This is a genomic window from Saccharopolyspora erythraea, assembly GCF_018141105.1.
In the GTDB taxonomy this organism is placed as follows: domain Bacteria; phylum Actinomycetota; class Actinomycetes; order Mycobacteriales; family Pseudonocardiaceae; genus Saccharopolyspora_D; species Saccharopolyspora_D erythraea_A.
In genome coordinates this window covers 6,741,886-6,762,339 of record NZ_CP054839.1, presented here as the reverse complement: position 1 = coordinate 6,762,339, position 20,454 = coordinate 6,741,886, and the positions used below count along the sequence as shown (strand labels likewise).

Below are 20,454 nucleotides of genomic sequence, written 5' to 3'. Positions count from 1 at the left end.
ACGGCGACGCGCTGACGCTAGCCGAGCGCACCGACGGTTAGGCTCGGCCGGTCGAGGTGCCAAGGGAGGAGTGGCGGCGCATGGAGATCTGGGTCAACCCGGCGTGTTCGAAGTGCCGGTCGGCGGTGTCGCTGCTGGACGAGGCCGGTGCGCACTACACGGTGCGCAAGTACCTGGAGGACCCGCCGAACGAGCGGGAGCTCGCCGAGGTGCTGGACCGGCTCGGGCTCGAGCCGTGGGACATCACCAGGACCGGTGAGGAGACGGCGAAGCGGCTGGAGATCGGCACCTGGGAGCGGACGCCCGCCGAGCGGCCACGGTGGATCCAGGCCCTCGTGGCGAACCCGGAGCTCATCCAGCGCCCGATCATCACCGCCGACGACGGCACCGCGGTCGTCGGCCGCACCCCGGACGCGGTGGCGTCGATGCTGCGTTGAGCCGGGGACCGCGGGACGTGCCGGAACGCCGGACGCCCCTCGCCCCCGGGCGTGGGAGGCGAGGGGCGCTTCCAGGTCCGGGCGGCCCCTGGTGAGGTGCTCGCACCAGGGACCGGCCCGGCGCGGGCCGCGAGGACTCCCGGCGAGTCCCCGGGCCCGGTCTCCGAGTCGGGCCCGGCGGTCAGCGCGTGTGCTCGACGATGGCTTCATGGAGGACGCGCAGACCTTCGTCGAGCAGGTCGTGGCCGATCACCAGCGGCGGCAGCAGCCGGATGACGTTGCCGTAGGTGCCGCAGGTGAGCACCACGACGCCCTTCTCGTGGCAGGTCTTCGCGATCCGCGAGGTCAGCTCGGGGTCGGGCTCGTCGCCGCCCGCCTTGACGAACTCGACGCCGATCATGGCGCCGCGGCCGCGGACGTCGAGGATCCGGTCGGTGTACTCGGCCGCGCTGCGCAGACGCGGCATGACCGCGTCCTGCACGCCTCGGGCCGCGGCGGCGAGGTCCTGCTCGCGCATGGCCCGGATCGAGCCCAGCGCGGCGGCGCAGGCCAGCGGGTTGCCGCCGTAGGTGCCGCCGAGGCTGCCCGGGGGCAGCGCGTCCATCAGCTCGGCGCGACCGGTGACCGCGGCCAGCGGCAGCCCGCCCGCGATGCCCTTGGCGGTGGTGATCAGGTCCGGCACCACGTTCTCGTGGTCGCAGGCGAACCAGGCGCCGGTGCGGCAGAAGCCGGTCTGGATCTCGTCGGCGACGAACAGCACGCCGTTGTCGGTGCACCACTTCGAGATCGCGGGCAGGAAACCGGGCGCGGGCTCGATGAAGCCGCCCTCGCCCTGCAACGGCTCGATCAGCACCGCGGCCACGGTGTCGGCGCCGAGCTGCTTCTCGATGCGGTCGACGGCCTCGCGGGCGCTCTCCGCGCCGCCGCGCTGGTCGCGCGCCGGGTAGGACATCGGCACCCGGTAGACCTCGGGCGCGAACGGCCCGAAGCCGTGCTTGTACGGCTTGGACTTGGCGGTCAGCGCCATCGTGAGGTTGGTGCGGCCGTGGTAGGCGTGGTCGAACACCACGACCGCCTGCCTGCCGGTGGCCCGGCGGGCGATCTTGACCGCGTTCTCCACCGCCTCGGCACCGGAGTTGAACAGCGCGCTGCGCTTGTCGTGGTGGCCGGGCGTGAGCTGGGCGAGCTCCTCGCAGACCTGCAGGTAGTTCTCGTAGGGCGTGACCATGAAGCAGGTGTGGGTGAACTCGCCCGCCTGCCTGCGCACCGGCTCCACGACCTCAGGGGCGGCGTTGCCGACGTTGGTCACCGCGATCCCGGAGCCGAGGTCGATCAGCGAGTTCCCGTCGACATCCCGCAGCACGCCCCCGGCCGCCTCGGTGACGAACACCGGCAGCACACTGGAGACGCCGGCGGCGACCGCGGCGGTGCGACGCTGTTGCAGCTCGCGCGACAGCGGGCCCGGGATCTCCGTGCGCAGCTCGCGGACCTGGGGCAGGGACATCGTTGTGGTCACTGGCGACCTCCTTCACGTCTTGGCAGCGACCACTTTCCGGGGTGCGGGTTGCGACCGGCAGTGGACAATTTGGTTAGATCCCGGCCGCCGTTTCAACGTTCTGTCAGGTGGTTGCGATGCCGTTGACCTTGCGAGAGCTCGCTGCCGACCGCGCTCTGGGACTGGTCGCGCACGCCGGCGCCGAGGCGCTGGAGCGCCCGATCTCGTGGGTGCACGGCAGCGAGCTGGACGACCCGACCCCGTTCCTGGAGGGCGGGGAGCTGCTGCTGACGACCGGTCTCTCGCTCCGGCCGGAGAACTGCGCGGAGTTCGTCGACCGGCTGACCGGCGTGGGCGTGGCCGGGCTCGGCTTCGGCGTCGGCCTGAGCCACGAGCGGGTCCCGCCCGCGCTCGAGGAAGCCGCCGCGCGGGCTGGGCTGCCGCTGCTGGAGGTGCCGAGGCGGACGCCGTTCATCGCGATCAGCAAGGCGGTGTCGCGGGCGATCGCGGCCGAGGAGTACGCCGGGCTGCGCCGCACCAGCCGGGCGCAGCACGAGCTGGCGCAGGCCGCGGGCACCGCGCACGGGCTGGCCGCGGTCGTGCGCAAGCTGTCGTCGCTGCTGGACGCCTGGGTGCTCCTGCTCGACGCGGCGGGCGCGCTGATGCACGTCGCTCCCGCCTCGGCCGCCTCGCGGCTGCCCGAGCTGGCCGCCGACGTCGACCGGCTGCGCGCCAAGAAGGGGCTCGCCGCGGCGGGGGTGTCGGTGGCCGGCCAGGAGGTCAGCATGCAGGCGCTGGGCGGCAGGGCCCGCGGGTTCCTGGTCGTCGGCCGCGACGAGCCGCTGGGCACCACCGACCACCACGTCATCAACTCCGCCGCCTCGCTGCTGACGCTGGCGCTGGAGCAGGTCGAGGCGCTGGGGGCGGCCCGGCGCAGGCTGCGCTCGGGGTTCCTGCGGCTGATGCTGCGCGGTGAGCCGGTGCGCGACGTGCTCGGCGACCTGCACGCCGAGCTGCCGCCGGAACCGATGCGGGTGCTCGTGCTGCGCGGCGGCCGCGACCCCGACGAGCTCCTGCAGTGGCTGGAGACCGAGAAGCCGAGCTCCCCGATGTTCCTCGCCGAGCACGACGGCGCGGTGGTCGCGCTCGCTGCGGAGTCGGGCGCGGACTGGCTGACGGAAGTGCAGGGGGTGCGGATCGGGGTGTCGGACCCCTGCGGGGTGGCGGGGCTCGGCGACGGGCTGCGCCAGGCGTGGCAGGCGGCCGACGCCGCCGGTCGCGGCGGGGCCGCGGCGGTGGTGCGCTTCGGCGAGCTGGCAGGGGGCGGCCTGTTGCGGCTGGTCGCCGATTCCGACGCGAGAGCCTTCGCGGAGGCGCTGTTGCAGCCCGTGCGCTCCAACGACGTGCTGGTGGAGTCGCTGCGGGAGTGGCTGGCCCAGCACGGCCAGTGGGACCCCGCCGCGGGACGGCTCGGGGTGCACCGGCATACCCTGCGCAATCGCATGCGCAAGGTCGAGGACCTGCTGGGTCGCAGCCTCGACCAGCCGGGAGTGCGCGCCGAGCTGTGGCTGGCGCTGCAGGTGCTCGACCGCCCCGGCAGATGACGGAAAGGACGCCGCGGTGCTGGTCGACGATCTCCTCGGCAAGCCGGAGCTGGCCCTCGAAACGCGGGTCCGCGGCAACACGCAGCGGCCGATCCGCTGGGTGCACACCATCGAGGTCCGCGCACCCGGACGGTTCCTGCGCGGCGGTGAGGTCGTGCTCACCGCGGGCGTGTGGCGGGCCGCCGGGGTCACCGCGCGGGACTTCGTCGCCGACCTGGTGGAGGCCGACGTAGCGGCGGTCGGCTTCGGCCCGGTGCCGCCCGAGCTCCAGGTGCCCGACGAGTTCGTCGACGCCGCCCGCGAGCACGGCCTGACCTGCTTCGTGGTGCCGGTCGACGTGGCGTTCCTGCAGGTCGTCGAGGCCTTCGTGAGCACGAAGCGGGCCGAGTGGGAGCGGCCGCTGCGGCGGCACCTCGGCCAGCACGACGCGATCGTGGCGGCACTGCGGGTGCAGCGGGGCGTCGACACCGTGCTGCGCACGCTGTCCGGTCAGCTCGGACTGCCGGTCGCGGTGCGCGTCGACGGCGGCTTGGTGGAGGGCGAGGAGCCGCGGCCGCAGTACCCGTTGCCGCTGGTCGGCGAGGGCCTGGCGGAGGCGGAGCTGCTGCTGCCGCGTCCGCTGGAGGAGCTCGACGTCGAGCAGCAGGCCGCGGTGGTGCAGGCGATGCCGTTCATCGCGCTGGAGATCGAACGCAACCGCGCGGTGCGGGCCACCGAGCTGCGCTACGCGTGGGAGCTCTTCGAGTGGGTGCACACCGGGGCCGTGGGACCCGAGACGGTCCGCACCCGGCTGCACTCGCTGGGCCTGCCGCCGGACGGACCGCTCGCGGCCGTCGTCGTGCGCAGCGCGAACCCCGACGTCGACGCCGTCCGGCTCGGGGAGCTGCTGGGCAGCGACGGCGTCGCGGTGCAGCGCGGGGGAGAGGCAGTGGCGTTCGCACGGGTCCGCGACACCACGGCGGCCCTGGCCCGGCGGGTCCACGAGGCGCTGGGCGCGCACATCGGCGCGGGCAAGCCGGGAACCGCGGGTGACCTGCGGGTGAGCCTGTTGCAGGCGTCGCACGCGGCCGAGGCGGTGTCGGGCCGCTCCGACGGAGGATGGATGACCCACGAGCAGCTCAGCAGCCCCTCGCTGCTGCTCTCGGCGCAGGACCCGGAGCTGCTGGTGTCGACCTCGCGGGCGCTGCTCGGCCCGGTGCTCGACCACGACGAGCGGCGCGGTGGCGACCTGCTGCCGTCGCTGTGGGTCTTCCTCGACGCCGGATGCCGCTGGCAGGAGTCCGCGCAGCGGCTGCACGTGCACATCAACACGCTGCGGCACCGGATGAGCCGCGTCGAGGAGCTGACCGGCCGCTCGCTGTCGAGCACCGCGGACCGCGTGGACCTCTTCCTGGCGCTGCGCGCCCTCCGCCAGTCGTAACACCGCGCGCGCGTCTTCTCGATCGCCACAACGCCCCAGAAGACTCACGCGTGAGTGCTGACCTGCGACGGGACTTCATTGGCTCGAACGAGTGATGAACGATCCGTGGGTCCCGTTGTGGGATCGTCCAACGCCGCCCGAGGACTTCGGAGGATCGGCCCCTACCCGTTCGAAGTGACCGCCCCCACTCTTGCTGGAGCCGCGCGGAGCGAACGCAAGCCCGACCTGGTGCAGGCGCACCGGCCAGTCCCTCGAGGAGGTCACCGATGACCCCGGAGTCCCAGACGCCGACAGGCGTCGATTCCGCGCCGCGCGGATCCGGCATCGAGAAGCACGGCGTCGACACCATCCCGGACTCCGACCGGACCGGACGCCCGCGCGACATCGTCGGCATCCTGCTGGGCTCCAACATGTGCCTGGGCGTGGTCATCTTCGGCTGGCTGCCCGCCTCGTTCGGCCTGGAGTTCTGGCCGAGCGTGACCTCGATGATCGCGGGCACGCTGCTGGGCACCCTGCTCGTCGCGCCGCTGTCGCTGGTCTCGTTCCGCACCGGGACCAACCTCTCGACCAGCAGCGGCGGCACCTTCGGGGTGCGCGGCAGGCTCATCGGCTCGGTCATCGGCCTGCTGCTCTCGCTCGGCTACGCCGCCCTGACGGTGTGGACCGGCGGCGCGGCCGTCGTCGGCCCGCTGCACCGGCTGCTCGGCCTGCCCGACGGCGGGGTCAGCTACACCGTCACCTACGGGGTCCTCTCGGTGCTGTCGGTGCTGATCGCGATCTACGGCTACCGGCTGCTGACCAGCATGAGCAAGTGGGTCGCGGCGGGCACGCTGGTGCTGATGGCGGCAGGTGTGCTGGCCTACTCCGGGCAGTTCAGCACCAGCCCGGTCGTCGAGAGCGGCTACCTGCTGGGCGACTTCTGGACGACGTGGGCGCTTTCCACCGTCGCCGCCGGTCTCAGCGGGCCGATGGCCTTCATCACCCTGCTCGGCGACTACAGCCGCTACATCTCCCCGAAGCGCTACTCGTCGGGGAAGATCTTCGCCGCCACCGTCGCAGGGATGGTCATGGGGCTGCTGGTCCCGCAGCTCTTCGGCACCTTCACCGCGTTCGCCTCGCGGGCCGCCGACGACTACGTCGGCCCGCTGGTGGCCGCCGCGCCGGTGTGGTTCCTGCTCCCGCTGCTGCTCAACGGCGTGTTCGGCACCATCGGCAACGCCGGCATCCTGGTCTACAGCATGGGTCTGGACCTGGACGCGATCGTGCCGCCGCTGTCGCGGGTGAAGGCCACGGTGCTGACCTCGGCGCTGTCGACGGTCCTGGTCTTCCTCGGCTACTTCGTCTGGGACGCCCAGGACGCGGTCACCGCGTTCGTGCTGCTGCTGACGGCCATCGGCACGCCGTGGGCGGTGATCACCCTGATCGGCTTCGTGCGCTGCCGCGGCCACTACGACCCCGACGCGCTGCAGGTCTACAACCGCCGTTCGCGGGGCGGCATCTACTGGTACACCGCCGGCTGGAACGTGCGGGCCGCCGTCGCCTGGGCGATCGGCTCCGCGGTCGGCCTGCTCTCGGTCGACACCGCCCTGTTCAAGGGCCCGCTGATCGAGTGGACCCGCGGCATCGACCTGAGCTTCCTGCTCGCCGCGGCGACCACCGCGGTCGCCTACCTGCTGCTGTCGCTGGGCAGCCCGCAGCCGGTGCCCACCCGAACCGAACCCGAAACCCAGGCCCAGGCCGTGCGCGCCTGAAGCCGCAACCGACCCCGGAACAAGGAAGTGCAGAGCAAGATGGATCGCTACGACGTCGTCGTCATCGGAGCGGGCTTCGCGGGCCTGACCGCGGCGCGTGACCTGCGGGAAGCTGGCAAGAGCGTGCTGGTGCTGGAGGCCAGGGACCGCATCGGCGGCTCCACCTGGTACCGCCCCGGCGCCCTCGGCGGATTCGGCCTGGAGATGGGCGGTACCTGGATCGTCCCGGAGCAGACCCACGTCTGGGCCGAGGTGCAGCGCTACGACGTGCCGATCAAGGACAGCGAGCTGCCCGAGCGGATGACCTGGTCCGACCACGGCAGGGTGCTCGACTCGCTGCTGCCGGTGCCGCCGGAGGAGTACGGCGCGCTCGAGCACGCCGTGCGGTCGCTGATCGAGGCGGGCGAGCGCCTGGACCCGATGCGCCCGCTGTCCGAGCAGGGCCTGGAGGACCTCGACGTCCCGATCCGGCAGTGGGCCGACGACGTCGGCCTGACCGGAAACGCCCGCGAGCTGCTGATGTCGTGGTTCTGCGGCTGCGCCAACGCCAGCGAGGAAACCGGTTCGGCGCTGGACGTCATCCGCTGGCTGGCCTCGATGGACAACTCGCTGTGGGGCATGGTGCAGGCCAGCGTGCTGGGCTACACCTTCGTCAACGGCACCGTCTCGCTGGCCGAGGCGATCCGCCAGGACGGCGGGGCGGACCTGGAGCTGTCCAGCCCGGTGCGGTCGGTGGAGGCCGACGACGACGGCGTCACCGTCACCTACGACGGCGGCGAGGTGCGTGCCGACCGGGTGCTGATGACCACCGCGGTCGGCGTGTGGCAGGACATCCGGTTCACCCCGGAGCTGTCGCCCGCCAAGCAGGCCATGTCCAAGGAGAACCACGCCGGGCAGGGCCAGAAGGTCTGGGCGCTGGCCCGCAACGTGCCCGAGGACATCAGCGGGTTCGGCTGGGGCACCAGCTTCGACTACGTCGGCGCGATGGAGACCACCGAGGAGGGCGTGGTGCTGGTCTGCTTCGCCCCCGAGCACGACCGGGTGGACGCCACCGACCTGGCCGACGTGCAGCGCGCGGTGCGCGAGTTCGCCCCGGAGGCCGAGGTCGTGGGGGCGGAGTCGCACGACTGGGTCAACGACGAGTACAACAAGGGCCTCTGGTCGACCTTCCGCGCCGGCCAGTTCGCCAAGTACGAGGTCGCCGTGGGCGAGCCGGAGGGCCGCGTGCACTTCGCCGGTTCCCACACCGCCCGACGCTGGCGGACCTTCATCGATGGTGCGATCGAGTCCGGCAAGCGCGGCGCGGCCGAGATCCTGGCCGTGCGGTAACGCGAAGTTCGTCGAGCACAACGTGGCCCGCGGCCGCACCCGGCGAGTCCCCGCGCGGGACACCGCGGCCGCAGCCACCTAGGAGGAAACGCAGTGAACGACCCGATCGGCCCGGTGGACGCCACCCGCGTCCCCCGCTACGGCGGCGACACCACCTTCGCCCGCCTGCCCAGGCTGGCCGACGTGACCGAAGCCGACGCGCTGGTGTGGGGCGTGCCGTTCGACACCGGCGTCAGCTACCGGCCGGGCGCGCGGTTCGGCCCCAACCACGTGCGGCAGAGCTCGCGCCTGCTGCGCCCGTACAACCCGGCGCTGGACGCCATGCCCTTCGGACGCAGGCAGGTCGCCGACGCCGGTGACCTGGGCGTCAACCCGTTCGACATCGGCGAGGCCATCGCCACCGTGGAGAACGGGGCACGCGAGCTGTCCGGGACGAGCCGGACGCTGATCACGGTGGGCGGCGACCACACCATCGCGCTGCCGCTGCTGCGTGTGCAGCACGAGCGGCACGGGCCGGTCGCGGTGCTGCACTTCGACGCGCACCTCGACACCTGGGACACCTACTTCGGCGCTCCTCACACGCACGGCACGCCGTTCCGCCGCGCGGCCGAGGAAGGGCTCATCGACTTCGACCACTCGATGCACGTCGGCATCCGGGGGCCGCTGTACTCCAAGCTCGACCTCGACGAGAGCGAGAAGATGGGCTTCGCCGCGGTGCACTGCCGCGACTTCGCCCGCTCGCCGCTGGACGACATCATCAACCGGATCCGCACCCGGCTCGGTTCCCGGCCGGTGTACGTGTCGGTGGACATCGACGTCCTCGACCCCGGTTTCGCGCCGGGCACCGGCACGCCCGAGGCGGGCGGCCTGTCCAGCCGCGAGCTGCTGGAGGTCCTGCGGGGGCTCGACGGTCTCGACATCGTCGGCGCCGACCTCGTCGAGGTCGCGCCCGCCTACGACCACGCCGAGATCACCGGGATCGCCGCGGCGCACGTCGTGTACGAAATGCTGAGCATCCTGCCTGGAGGCCGCTGATGCGCACCGTTGCCAACATCATCGACGGCAGGGCCGTGGGCGCCGCCGACGGCCGCACCACCGAGCTCGTCGACCCCTGCACCGGCGAGGTCTTCGGCACCGCGCCGCTGTCGTCCGATGTGGACGTCGACGCGGCCTACCAGGCGGCGCAGCGGGCTTTCGAGTCGTGGCGGATCACGACTCCGGCCGAGCGGCAGCGGCTGCTGCTGCGCCTGGCCGACGAGCTCGAGCGCCGCGCCGAGGACTTCGTCGCCGCGGAGGTGCAGAACACCGGCAAGCCGGTGGAGGCCACCCGGGTCGAGGAGGTCGGCATGTGCGTCGACCAGATCCGGTTCTTCGCCGGGGCCGCCCGTGTCCTGGAGGGCACGGCGGCCGGTGAGTACGCCGACGGCCACACCTCCTACGTGCGCCGCGAGCCGGTCGGCGTCGTCGGCCAGGTCGCCCCGTGGAACTACCCGCTGATGATGGGCGTCTGGAAGGTCGCCCCGGCCATCGCCGCGGGCTGCACCGTCGTGCTCAAGCCCGCCGACACCACGCCGGTCACGGCGTCGCTGCTCGGCGAGCTGGCCGCCGAGGTGCTGCCGCCCGGCGTGCTCAACGTCGTCTGCGGCGACCGTGACACCGGACGCGCCGTGGTGGGGCACCCGGTGTCGGCGATGGTGTCGATCACCGGCTCCACCCGGGCCGGACAGCAGGTCGCCGCCGCGGCGGCCGAGGGCGTCAAGCGCGTGCACCTGGAGCTCGGCGGCAAGGCTCCGGCGCTGGTGTTCGCCGACGCCGACCTGGACGCCGCGGCCGAGGGCATCGCGGGCGCGGGCCTGTTCAACGGCGGGCAGGACTGCACCGCCGCGACCCGCGTCCTGGTCGCCGAGGAGGTGGCCGAGGAGTTCACCCGCAAGCTCGTCGCGCAGGCCGAGGCGCTGCGCTGCGGGCCGCCGTCGGACGCCGACGCCGCGTTCGGGCCGCTGAACAACGCCGGCCAGTTCGCCCGGGTGCAGGGCGTCGTGGAACGGCTGCCCGAGCACGCGCGCGTGCTCACCGGCGGCAAGCGGGTCGGGGACCGGGGCTACTTCTTCGCCCCGACCGTGGTGGCCGGGCTGGACCAGGGCGACGAGGCGGTCCAGGAGGAGATCTTCGGACCGGTCCTGACCGTGCAGACCTTCCGGGACGACCAGGAGGCGCTGCGGCTGGCCAACGGCGTCGACTACGCGCTGGCCTCCAGCGTGTGGACCCGCGACCACGGCCGCGCCGGGCGCTTCGCCGCCGGGCTCGACTTCGGCTGCGTGTGGGTCAACACCCACATGGTCCTGGCCGCCGAGATGCCGCACGGGGGCTTCAAGCACTCCGGGTACGGCAAGGACCTGTCCAAGTACGGCTTCGAGGACTACACCCGCATCAAGCACGTGATGCACAAACTGGACTGACGCGCCGACCCCGCGCGTCCCCACCGGGTGCCTTCCGCCCGAGCCCCCCGCGGGTGGAAGGCACCTGGGCCCCGGCAACGGGGCGAACGACGGAGTGCGTAGGCACGTCCGGCTCCGTCGGCTCTCTTCGACGACCACTCCCGACAGGGCAGTGATCGGGCTCGCACTGCCCTCGAGCGCAGCGGACCCGATCCGCGATGTCCGAACAGGAGTGACCATGACCAGGATCGGCAACATGCACGGCCCCGACTTCACCTACCTCGGGGTGCCCAAGGCCGACCTCGACGACGAATCCACCTACGCCGACGCCGACGTCGTCATCATCGGCGCGCCCTTCGACGGCGGCACCGGGCACCGGTCCGGCTGCCGGATGGGGCCGATGGCGATCCGCGGCTGCGACTACCTGCCGCACGACGGCTCCCGGCCGCACCTGTCGCTGCGGGTCGACCCGTTGCAGGAGCTGAAGATCGTCGACGTGGGCGACGTCCTGATGCCCGCAGGCGACACCGAGAAGTCCCTGGAGCGCATCGGCGAGGCGGTGCGCAAGGTGTGCGCGGCGGGCGCGATCCCGGTGTGCATCGGCGGCGACCACACCATCGCGCTGGCCGACATCACCGGCGTCGCCCGCCATCACGGCTGGGGGCGGGTGTCGGTGGTGCACTTCGACGCCCACGCCGACACCGGCGACATCATCCACGGCGAGCTGGTCGGCCACGGCACGCCGATGCGGCGGCTGCTGGAGTCCGGCGCGTGCCGGGGCGACCGGTTCCTCCAGCTCGGCCTGCGCGGGTACTGGCCGGAGCCGGAGACCCTGGAGTGGATGGCCCGGCAGGGCATGCGGTGCTTCGAGATGGCCGAGATCGTCGACCGGGGCCTGGACGACGTGCTGACCGAGGCGTCGCGCATCGCCCTCGACGACTGCGACGGCGTGTTCATCTCCGTCGACATCGACGTCGTCGACCCGGGCATGGCACCGGGTACCGGCACCCCCGAGCCCGGCGGCTTCACCTCGCGCCAGCTGCTCGACTCGGTGCGCAGGCTGTGCCTGGAGCTGCCGGTGGTCGGCGTCGAGGTGGTGGAGGTGTCCCCGCCGTACGACCACGCCGACATCACCGTCGCGCTCGGCAACCGGGTGGTGCTCGAGGCGCTGTCGGCCATCGCCGCCCGCCGCCGGGGCGTGCCGGTGAACCCGGCGCGTCCGCTGCTCGAAGGTCGCTGACGGCTGTCGGGGCGCGGGCGGGGACCGCCCGCGCCCCTGGCCAATGCGTACAACCGCCCCGCCCCGGGATGGACGGATTGGCACTGCTGGTGCGCGTGCCGCGCTCGTAGCGTCGCAGGCGCAGGAACGGACCGAGGAAGGAAACGCCCATGGTCACCGGGTACTGGATCGCCGGCCATGCCGCGACGAGCGACGCGACGTTCGAGGTGCGCCACCCCTACGACGGCTCCGCCGTCGCGACGGCGTGCTACGCCACCGACGCCGACGTCGAGCGCGCCGTGGCCGCCGCGCACGCGTGCCGCGGCGAGTTCGCCGCGCTGCCCGCGCACGCCCGCGCCGCGGCGCTGGACCACGTCGTGCGGAGGCTGGGCGAGCGGGCCGCCGAGATCGCCGACCTCATCACCGCCGAGAACGGCAAGCCGGTGTTCTGGGCCCGCGCCGAGGTCAACCGCGCGATCTCGACCTTCCGCTGGGCAGCCGAGGAGGCCCGCCGGTTTTCCGGCGAGCTCCAGCGCCTGGACACCGACCCCGGCGGCACCGGCCGGATGGCCCTGGTCCGCCGGGTGCCGCGCGGACCGGTGCTCGGCATCGCGCCGTTCAACTTCCCGCTGAACCTGGTCGTGCACAAGATCGCCCCGGCGCTGGCGGCGGGCGTGCCGATCGTGCTCAAGCCCGCGCCGAAAACCCCGCTGTCGGCTCTGGTGCTCGGTGAGATCCTGGCCGAGACCGACCTGCCCGCCGGTTCCTGGTCCATCGTCACCACCACCAACGAGAAGGCGGCCGAGCTGGTCGCCGACCCTCGGCTCCCCGTGGTGTCCTTCACCGGGTCCGGCCCGGTCGGCTTCGGCATCCAGGCCGCAGCCCCGCACAAGCACGTCACCCTCGAACTCGGCGGCAACGCCGCGGCGGTGGTCTGCCCGGACTGGACCGACCTGGACTTCGCCGCCGAGCGCATCGCCACCTTCGCGATGTACCAGGCCGGGCAGTCGTGCATCTCGGTGCAGCGCGTCTTCGCCCACCGCGACGTCTACGACGAACTGGTCGCCCGCATCGTCAAGGCCGTCGAGGCGCAGGGCACCGGCGACCCGCGCGGCGAGGCCACCAGGGTCGGCCCGCTGATCGACACCGCCGCCGCGGAGCGCGTCGAGCAGTGGGTGGACGAGGCCGTCGAGGCGGGTGCCCGCCTGCTCACCGGCGGCGTCCGCGAGGGCAGCACCTATGCGCCGACGGTGCTGGCCGACGTGCCCGCGGACACGAAGGTCTCCTGCGAGGAGGTCTTCGGGCCGGTGCTGACCATCGCGCCGGTCGACTCGGTGGACGAGGCGTTCGCCGAGGTCAACGCATCCCGGTTCGGCCTGCAGACCGGAGTGTTCACCAAGGACCTCCAGACGGCGTTCCGCGCGTCGGCCGAGCTGGAGGTCGGCGGCGTGATCGTCGGCGACGTGCCGAGCTTCCGAGCCGATCAGATGCCCTACGGCGGGGTGAAGGAGTCCGGCGTGGGCCGCGAAGGGGTCCGTGCGGCGATGACCGACCTCACCGAGGAGCGCGTCACCGTGCTGACCGGCATCACCCTCTGAGCAAGCCGAACCCGGCCAGCGCCGCGCGTCGCTCCCGCGGCGCGCGGCGCTGGCGTATCAGCGGCTCAGCAGGGCCCGGGCGATGACGACGTCGGCGGGCGGCAGCGCGTGCTTGCCGTCCTCGACCTCCCACAGCGCGTTTTGCAGCACCCGGCCGAGCGTCCATGCCGCGGCGCGGCGGCGGTCGAGCCCGAGCACTCCGGTGAGCAGGTCGAAGCGCCGCAGCACCGCGCGCTTGGGTTCAGCGGTGGCCGTCACGGCGTCCCAGCGGCCGTCCAGCGCGGGCCACAGGTCGAAACCCGGGTCGCCGACCAGCGGTTCGGGGTCGATGGCCAACCACGGTTCGCGCTGACCGGCGAGAACGTTGTCGTGGTGCAGGTCCCAGTGCAGCAGCCGATCGCCCGGCTCGTCGAGCACTTCGGCCACGGCGGCCGCGCAAATGCGCAGTAGCCGGCGCTCGCCGGCGTCGGGCAGCGCGGGCAGGGCGCCCGGCACCTCGGCGAGCATCGCGGCCGCGACGTCGGACAGGTGCGGAAGCCCTGGCGGCGCGGGCACTGCGCCCAGGCGCGCCAGCAGCTCGGCGAGCACCTGCGTGGCGGCGGTGTCGTCGGGCAGCACTGACAGCGGCCGGGACGCGTCCAGGCGTTCCAGCAGCATCGCGCCGCGGTCGGGGGCGTGGTCGAGTAGTCGCACCGCGCCGCGCCCGTCCCACGCCCGCAGGCCGATAGCGGCGGCGGTGTGCTCGGGCTGGAGCTTCAGCACGGCGGGCTCGCCCGTCCTGGTCACCGGCAGGACCAGGCCGGCCATTCCGTGCCGGGCCGGACCGTCCGGCCGCAGGTCCCAGCGGTCCAGCAGGTCCGCGACCAAACCGGGCAGGGCTGCCGCCCAGTCGTGGCCGTGCGCGGCGAGCAGCGCGTCGGGTACGTCGATGAGCATGTTTTCGATCTCCTTCGGGAACGGCCGTTGCGAGGTCGTGGAAGGAGTCGGGGTGGTGCCCGGGCCGACGGCGTGCACGCGTCGGGCGGTCCGGACGCGACGAAGGGCCGCCCCGCGCGGGGACGGCCCTGGTCAGCTCCGTGCGGCCGGAGTCAGCGGCGCCAGGAGGTGCGCTTGCGGCGCAGGTCCATCAGCAGGCCGATTGCCAGCGCGGCGGCGATCGCGACCAGCCAGCCGTCCTCGGTCTTGAACTGTCCGCCACCGCTGAGGATGCCCTGGTGGTTGCCGATGAGCATCACCAGCACGGCGAAGACGGAGAACCAGCCGGCGATCTGGGTCCCCTTCGGGAAACCTCCGTGCCAACCCCACTCGACCGACGGCTCCTCGGCCGGGTCGATGGCCTGGCTGGGCTTCTTCTCCAGCTCGGTGCTCGCCACGATGCCCTCCTGTGCAACACCGGCCACCCGGCCGGGATCCTTGCTCGCGCGACGACGGGTCCGCGCGGGCTCATCCTCGCACACCGCGCGTCGCGTGCCGCAGGGCGATCTGCCGCCGGGGTCCGGAGCCCGCAGCGTCCCGCGCCGACCGCGGTGGCGCCTGGCGCTGAGCGGTCGGCTCCGGTGCGCCCGTCGTCAGCCCTTGCCGACGGCCTTGCGGCCGACCACGGCCCGGTAGATGCCCAGCACGATCACCGACCCCAGGATCGCCAGCAGCCAGGTGCTGAGCGACCAGAACCGGTCGATGCCGACGCCGAAGATGAAGTTGCCGATCAGACCGCCCAAGAACGCGCCGACGACCCCCAGCAGCATCGTGACGAGGATCCCACCCGGGTCCTTGCCGGGCATGATGGCCTTCGCGATGGCGCCCACGATGAGTCCGAGCACGATCCATCCGATGATGCCCATGGCTCAACCCCTTCCTGCCTGCGGTTAGGCCCGACACCGGCCTACCCCGATCGTGACTGCGGACCGTGCTTCGCGCACCAGGAGCGACGGCCCCTTACACCCTTCGGGGACAATGGCCGCGATGCCTCCCGTGAACCCGCACCCAGACCCCGCAGCCGCACCGGCTCCTCCGGCGCGCGGCGAGCCACGGACCGTGGTCGTGCTCGGCTCGACCGGGTCGATCGGAACCCAGGCGTTGGACGTGATCCGGCAGAACCCGGACTGGTTCCGCGTCGCCGGGATCGCGGCGGGAGGCAGCGACCCCGCCGCGCTGGCCGCGCAGGCCCTGGAGTTCGGCGTCGGCGCCGTCGCCGTGGCCAAGGGCACCGCGGTCGAGGACGTGCAGCTCGCGCTCTACGCCGAGGCGCAGCGCCTCGGCTACGCGGCGGGCGACTTCAAGCTGCCGCGCCTGCTGGCCGGCCCCGACGCCGCCACCGAGCTGGTCGAGACCACACCGGCCGACGTGGTGCTCAACGGCGTCGACGGCTCGCGCGGCCTGAAGCCGACGCTGGCCGCGCTGGCTTCCGGCGCCCAGCTCGCGCTGGCCAACAAGGAGTCGCTGATCGCGGGCGGCTCGCTGGTGCTGCGGGCCGCGAAGCCGGGCCAGATCGTCCCGGTCGACTCCGAGCACTCCGCGCTGGCCCAGTGCCTGCTCGGCGGCCGTGCCCACGAGGTCGACCGGCTGGTGCTGACCGCATCGGGCGGGCCGTTCCGCGGGCGCCGCGCCGAGGAGCTGCGCGAGGTGACCCTGGAGCAGGCGCTGGCCCATCCGACCTGGTCGATGGGCAGCGTGGTGACCATCAACTCGGCGACCCTGGTCAACAAGGGCCTGGAGCTGATCGAGGCGCACCTGCTGTTCGGCATCCCCTACGAGCGCATCGACGTGGTGGTGCACCCGCAGTCGATCGTGCACTCGATGGTGACCTTCACCGACGGCTCGACGCTGGCCCAGGCCAGCCCGCCGAACATGCGGCTGCCGATCGCGCTCGGCCTGGACTGGCCGAACCGGGTACCCGGCGCGGCACCGGCGCTGTCGTTCACCGAGGCGATGTCCTGGACCTTCGAGCCGGTCGACAACGAGGCGTTCCCGGCGGTGGAGCTGGCCAGGCACGCGGGCAGCACGGGAGGCGGCCTGCCCGCGATCTACAACGCCGCCAACGAGGAGGCGCTGGCCGCCTTCGTCGCGGGCAACCTCGGTTTCACATCGATCGTGCACACTGTCGGTGAGGTGCTCTCCGAGGCGGACCAGTGGCGGGCCGAGCCGGCGAGTGTGGAAGAGGTCTTCGCGGCCGAGGAGTGGGCGCGGGTGCGCGCCCGGGAGCTGGCCGCGGCAGGGAGGTCGAACTAGATGCTGGTCGTCCTGGGCATCCTGATCTTCTTCGTCGGGTTGCTGCTCTCGATCGCCTGGCACGAGCTCGGCCACCTGATGTGGGCCAAGCTCTTCGGCGTCAAGGTCACCCAGTACATGGTCGGCTTCGGCCGCACGATCTGGTCCCGCAAGAAGGGCGAGACCGAGTACGGGCTCAAGCTCATCCCGTTCGGCGGCTACATCCGCATGATCGGGATGTTCCCGCCGAAGAAGGACGAGGAGTACGGCCGCTCGGCCTCGTCCTCGCCGTGGCGCACGATGATCGAGGACGCCCGGCAGGCCGTCGCGGAGGAGGTCCGCCCCGAGGACGCGCACCGGCAGTTCTACCAGCGCAAGCCGTGGAAGCGCGTCATCGTGATGTTCGGCGGCCCGTTCATGAACCTGATCCTGGCCGTGGTGATCTTCTCCGGGATCCTGATGGGCTACGGCACCGCCGAGCCGACGACCACGGTCGGCAGGGTGAGCGAGTGCGTGCTGCCCGCGACCGCGCAGTGCCCGCCGGACGCCCCGCGAACCCCCGCCGCGGCGGCCGGCTTCCAGGCCGGTGACAAGATCGTCGAGTTCAACGGGCGCCCCTACGCCTCCTGGGACGAGCTCCAGCTCGCCATCAGGCAGTCCAGCGGCACGGTCCCCGTGGTCGTCGAACGCGACGGCCACCGGCTGACCCTGCACCCGAGCCTGGTGCAGAACGAGATGCCCAACCTCGAGGACACCGACGAGATGGTCAAGGTCGGCTTCCTCGGCCTGGCACCGACGACGGCGCTGGTCAAGCAGGACATCCCCGGTGTGGTCAACACCATGGGCGAGATGATCGGCATGACCGTGCAGAAGGTCGTCGAGCTGCCGCAGCGGGTGCCGGACCTGGTCTCGGCGATCTTCGGCGGCGAACGCCAGGACGACTCGCCGGTCGGCATCGTCGGCGCCAGCAGGCTCGGCGGCGAGGTGCTGTCCTACGACCAGTTCTCCGTGGGCGCGCGGATCGTGATGATGTTCAACCTGCTGGCCGGGGTGAACCTCTCGCTGTTCGTGCTGAACATGCTGCCGATCCTGCCGCTGGACGGCGGGCACATCGCCGGGGCGCTGTGGGAGTCGGTCCGGCGGAAGTTCGCCAAGCTGGTCCGCAGGCCCGATCCGGGGCCGTTCGACACCGCGCGGCTCATGCCGCTGGCCTACGGCGTCAGCCTGGTGTTCATCGCCTACTCGCTGCTGGTGCTGGTGGCCGACATCGTCAACCCGGTGACGATCTTCTAGCGCCCGTGCCCGGGTCGCCGGGGGCCGCGCAAGGGCCACCACACGCACGTGTGGCAACTGCGGCCATGCGGGTTGGTGCATCGAACGCGAAAGGTGTCCGCGTCAGCGCGGTGGTCATCGCTGCGTCACGCGCTCGTGTGGCGTCGGGGCTGCCGCGCGGTGTCCCGCCGGTGAATGATCACGGACCGTGATGCAGGTGAGGGGTTTCCGGCTCCAGGTGGGTGAGAGACCGCCGGTATCGTGGATCCCGACGTCCGAAATCGTCGCGCAGAGGTGGAGAGGAATCGATGACCGTCGACCTGGGCATGCCCGCCGCGCCGCTCCCGGTGCTGGCCGAACGGCGCAAGACCCGCCAACTCAAGGTTGGGCCGGTCGGCGTGGGCAGTGAGCACCCCATCTCGGTGCAGAGCATGACCACGACCAACACGGCGGACATCAACGGCACCCTGCAGCAGATCGCCGAGCTGACAGCCTCCGGCTGCGACATCGTCAGGGTCGCCTGCCCGAGCGCCGACGACGCCGAGGCGCTGCCCGCGATCGCCAAGAAGTCGCAGATCCCGGTCATCGCCGACATCCACTTCCAGCCCAAGTACGTCTTCGCCGCGATCGAGGCGGGCTGCGCGGGCGTGCGGGTCAACCCCGGCAACATCCGCAAGTTCGACGACCAGGTCAAGGAGATCGCGCAGGCCGCCAAGGACCACGGCACGCCGATCCGGATCGGCGTCAACGCCGGTTCGCTCGACCCGCGGCTGCTCAAGAAGCACGGCAAGGCCACCCCGGAGGCGCTGGCCGAGTCGGCGCTGTGGGAGGCGAGCCTGTTCGCCGAGCACGACTTCCACGACATCAAGATCTCGGTCAAGCACAACGACCCGGTCGTGATGGTGCGCGCCTACGAGCTCCTGGCCGAGCAGTGCGACTACCCGCTGCACCTGGGCGTCACCGAGGCCGGGCCGGCGTTCCAGGGCACGATCAAGTCGGCGGTGGCCTTCGGCGCGCTGCTGCGCCAGGGCATCGGCGACACCATCCGGGTGTCGCTGTCGGCCCCGCCGGTCGAGGAGATCAAGGTCGGCGCGCAGATCCTGCAGTCGCTGAACCTGCGCCCGCGCAAGCTGGAGATCGTCTCCTGCCCGTCCTGCGGCCGCGCCCAGGTCGACGTCTACAAGCTCGCCGACGAGGTCACCGCGGGCCTGGAGGGCATGGAGGTGCCGCTGCGCGTGGCGGTGATGGGCTGTGTGGTGAACGGTCCCGGTGAGGCCCGCGAGGCCGACCTCGGCGTGGCCTCCGGCAACGGCAAGGGCCAGATCTTCGTCAAGGGCGAGGTCATCAAGACCGTGCCCGAGCACCAGATCGTGGAGACCCTCATCGAGGAGGCCATGCGCATCGCCGAGGGCATGGAGTCCGCCGAGGAGGCCGACTCCGGCGCTCCGGTCGTCACCGTCGGCTGACCCGCGCTCGCGTGCCGGGGCGGCTTGCCCGGCCGCCCGGGGCGCTGTCCCTCGGAGACTCGAGCGGCTTGCCCGGCTGACCGGGCGGGCGTGGTCGCCAGGCGCGGTCACCGTCGGCTGACCGGTTCCCGATCGGGGTTCGCGTGCTTCGCCCGGAACTCGGCGCGTCGCGTCCGCGGGTCGCGATTTCCGGCCCGGCCGACGCGCCGCGCTACTCCTTTCGGGTGAGTGCGGCGGCGAGATGGGGATTGCTGTGCCGGGCGGTACAGCCTCGTGCGCACCATTTCTGGCAGTCTTGGCGCGTGCTCAAGCTCGCCGGTGCCCGGCTTCTGGAGGAACGGGACGCGGTCGGTGTCCGCTCGGTGCTGGACTCCGACCCCGTCGCGGCATGCATGGTCGCGTCGCGGGTCGAGGTGGCCGGTGTCCACCCGCTCCGGCTCGGTGGCGAACTGTGGGGCTACGGCAGCAAGCTCGACGGGCTGTGCTTCTCCGGCGTGAACCTGATCCCGCTGCGTGGGCGGCCGGACGCCATGCGGGCCTTCGCCGACCGGGCCCTGCGCCGCCGCCGCGTCTGCTCGTCGCTGGTCGGCCCGGCCGAGCAGGTCCTCAACCTGTGGGCGGAGCTGGAGCCGCAGTGGGGTCCGGCCCGCGAGGTACGGGCGGAGCAGCCGCTGATGGTGCTCTCGGGGCCGCCCAGCGTGGCCCCCGACCCGCTGGTCCGGCCGGTTCGCCCCGACGAGCTCGACATCTACCTGCCCGCCGCGGTGGCGATGTTCACCGAGGAGGTCGGCATCGACCCGTCCAGCGACGGGGGAGCGGCAGGCTACCGGGCGCGGGTCGCCGAGCTGATCGCCGGCGGCCGGGCCTTCGCCCGCATCGAGGGCGGCCAGGTGGTCTTCAAGGCCGAGATCGGGGCGATGTCGCGGTCGGTGGGGCAGATCCAGGGCGTCTGGGTGCATCCGGACCGCCGCAGCACCGGGATCGGCACGGCGGGCACCGCGGCGGTGGCCGACCGGCTGGTGCGCGGGCTCCGGCGCACCGCGAGCCTGTACGTCAACGACTTCAACATCGGTGCCCGGATCGCCTACCGCAAGGTCGGGTTCCAGGAGCTCGGCTCGTTCGCGACCGTCCTGTTCTGACCGACCCGTCGGCGCGCTTTCCGACCGGCGTGTCGGCGCGCTCTCTGACCGGCGTGTCGGCGCGTCGCGAACGGTCCTT

17 protein-coding genes are annotated in these 20,454 nt (G+C 72.5%); 13 read left to right on the top strand and 4 right to left on the bottom strand.

Features of this window, described 5'->3' with window-relative positions; translation table 11 throughout:
• Nucleotides 1–80: 80 nt before the first annotated feature.
• Nucleotides 81–437 carry an ArsC/Spx/MgsR family protein gene (locus tag HUO13_RS30190; RefSeq protein WP_211898345.1) on the top strand — a complete coding sequence of 119 codons (357 nt, stop codon included), beginning with the start codon at nt 81–83 and terminating at the stop codon, nt 435–437.
• Between the two features lie 181 nt (nt 438–618).
• On the opposite strand, the gene gabT is transcribed toward HUO13_RS30190, so the two are convergent.
• Complete coding sequence (gabT, locus tag HUO13_RS30185; protein WP_211903263.1) at nt 619–1,941, bottom strand: 4-aminobutyrate--2-oxoglutarate transaminase; 1,323 nt, start codon at nt 1,939–1,941, stop codon at nt 619–621.
• A 128-nt stretch (nt 1,942–2,069) separates the two neighbouring features.
• Between gabT and HUO13_RS30180 the strand changes: the two genes are divergently transcribed.
• From HUO13_RS30180 to HUO13_RS30145, 8 genes are all read left to right on the top strand, one after another.
• A complete protein-coding gene (locus HUO13_RS30180) occupies nt 2,070–3,536 on the top strand; it encodes a PucR family transcriptional regulator (RefSeq protein ID WP_211898344.1) in 1,467 nt (488 codons plus the stop codon).
• 16 nt (nt 3,537–3,552) lie between these two features.
• A complete protein-coding gene (locus tag HUO13_RS30175; protein ID WP_211898343.1) occupies nt 3,553–4,956 on the top strand; it encodes a PucR family transcriptional regulator in 1,404 nt (467 codons plus the stop codon).
• Nucleotides 4,957–5,222: 266 nt separating this feature from the next.
• On the top strand, nt 5,223–6,707 hold the full coding sequence (locus HUO13_RS30170; protein WP_211898342.1) for a purine-cytosine permease family protein: 1,485 nt from the start codon (nt 5,223–5,225) through the stop codon (nt 6,705–6,707).
• A 39-nt stretch (nt 6,708–6,746) separates the two neighbouring features.
• Nucleotides 6,747–8,036 carry a flavin monoamine oxidase family protein gene (locus tag HUO13_RS30165; RefSeq protein ID WP_211898341.1) on the top strand — a complete coding sequence of 430 codons (1,290 nt, stop codon included), beginning with the start codon at nt 6,747–6,749 and terminating at the stop codon, nt 8,034–8,036.
• Between the two features lie 93 nt (nt 8,037–8,129).
• Entirely contained in the window at nt 8,130–9,071 is a 942-nt protein-coding gene (speB, locus tag HUO13_RS30160; RefSeq protein ID WP_211898340.1) for an agmatinase, read from the top strand.
• Nucleotides 9,071–10,495, top strand: a complete 1,425-nt coding sequence (locus HUO13_RS30155) for a gamma-aminobutyraldehyde dehydrogenase (RefSeq protein WP_211898339.1) — start codon at nt 9,071–9,073, stop codon at nt 10,493–10,495. The genes speB (HUO13_RS30160) and HUO13_RS30155 overlap by 1 nt, the downstream gene beginning before the upstream one ends.
• Nucleotides 10,496–10,712: 217 nt before the next feature.
• A complete protein-coding gene (speB, locus tag HUO13_RS30150) occupies nt 10,713–11,714 on the top strand; it encodes an agmatinase (RefSeq protein ID WP_211898338.1) in 1,002 nt (333 codons plus the stop codon).
• Between the two features lie 149 nt (nt 11,715–11,863).
• The gene (locus tag HUO13_RS30145) at nt 11,864–13,291 is read left to right on the top strand and encodes an aldehyde dehydrogenase family protein (protein WP_211898337.1); all 1,428 of its coding nucleotides are present in this window, start codon (nt 11,864–11,866) and stop codon (nt 13,289–13,291) included.
• A 57-nt stretch (nt 13,292–13,348) separates the two neighbouring features.
• Here the strand turns inward: HUO13_RS30145 and HUO13_RS30140 are convergent, their stop codons facing one another.
• From HUO13_RS30140 to HUO13_RS30130, 3 genes are all read right to left on the bottom strand, one after another.
• Nucleotides 13,349–14,227, bottom strand: a complete 879-nt coding sequence (locus HUO13_RS30140; protein WP_211898336.1) for an aminoglycoside phosphotransferase family protein — start codon at nt 14,225–14,227, stop codon at nt 13,349–13,351.
• A gap of 152 nt (nt 14,228–14,379) precedes the next feature.
• On the bottom strand, nt 14,380–14,691 hold the full coding sequence (locus HUO13_RS30135) for a DUF2631 domain-containing protein (protein WP_432757781.1): 312 nt from the start codon (nt 14,689–14,691) through the stop codon (nt 14,380–14,382).
• Between the two features lie 168 nt (nt 14,692–14,859).
• Nucleotides 14,860–15,132, bottom strand: coding sequence for a GlsB/YeaQ/YmgE family stress response membrane protein (locus HUO13_RS30130; RefSeq protein ID WP_009943687.1), 273 nt, complete (start codon nt 15,130–15,132; stop codon nt 14,860–14,862).
• Between the two features lie 112 nt (nt 15,133–15,244).
• On the opposite strand from HUO13_RS30130, the gene dxr reads away from it, so the two are divergent.
• From dxr to HUO13_RS30110, 4 genes are all read left to right on the top strand, one after another.
• The gene (gene dxr / locus HUO13_RS30125) at nt 15,245–16,519 is read left to right on the top strand and encodes a 1-deoxy-D-xylulose-5-phosphate reductoisomerase (protein WP_249124182.1); all 1,275 of its coding nucleotides are present in this window, start codon (nt 15,245–15,247) and stop codon (nt 16,517–16,519) included.
• Nucleotides 16,520–17,791 (top strand): M50 family metallopeptidase, encoded by a 1,272-nt coding sequence (locus tag HUO13_RS30120; protein WP_211898335.1) that lies wholly within the window; start codon nt 16,520–16,522, stop codon nt 17,789–17,791.
• A 287-nt stretch (nt 17,792–18,078) separates the two neighbouring features.
• Entirely contained in the window at nt 18,079–19,236 is a 1,158-nt protein-coding gene (ispG, locus tag HUO13_RS30115; protein ID WP_211898334.1) for a flavodoxin-dependent (E)-4-hydroxy-3-methylbut-2-enyl-diphosphate synthase, read from the top strand.
• A 302-nt stretch (nt 19,237–19,538) separates the two neighbouring features.
• Nucleotides 19,539–20,375, top strand: coding sequence for a GNAT family N-acetyltransferase (locus HUO13_RS30110; protein WP_211898333.1), 837 nt, complete (start codon nt 19,539–19,541; stop codon nt 20,373–20,375).
• Nucleotides 20,376–20,454: the final 79 nt, after the last annotated feature.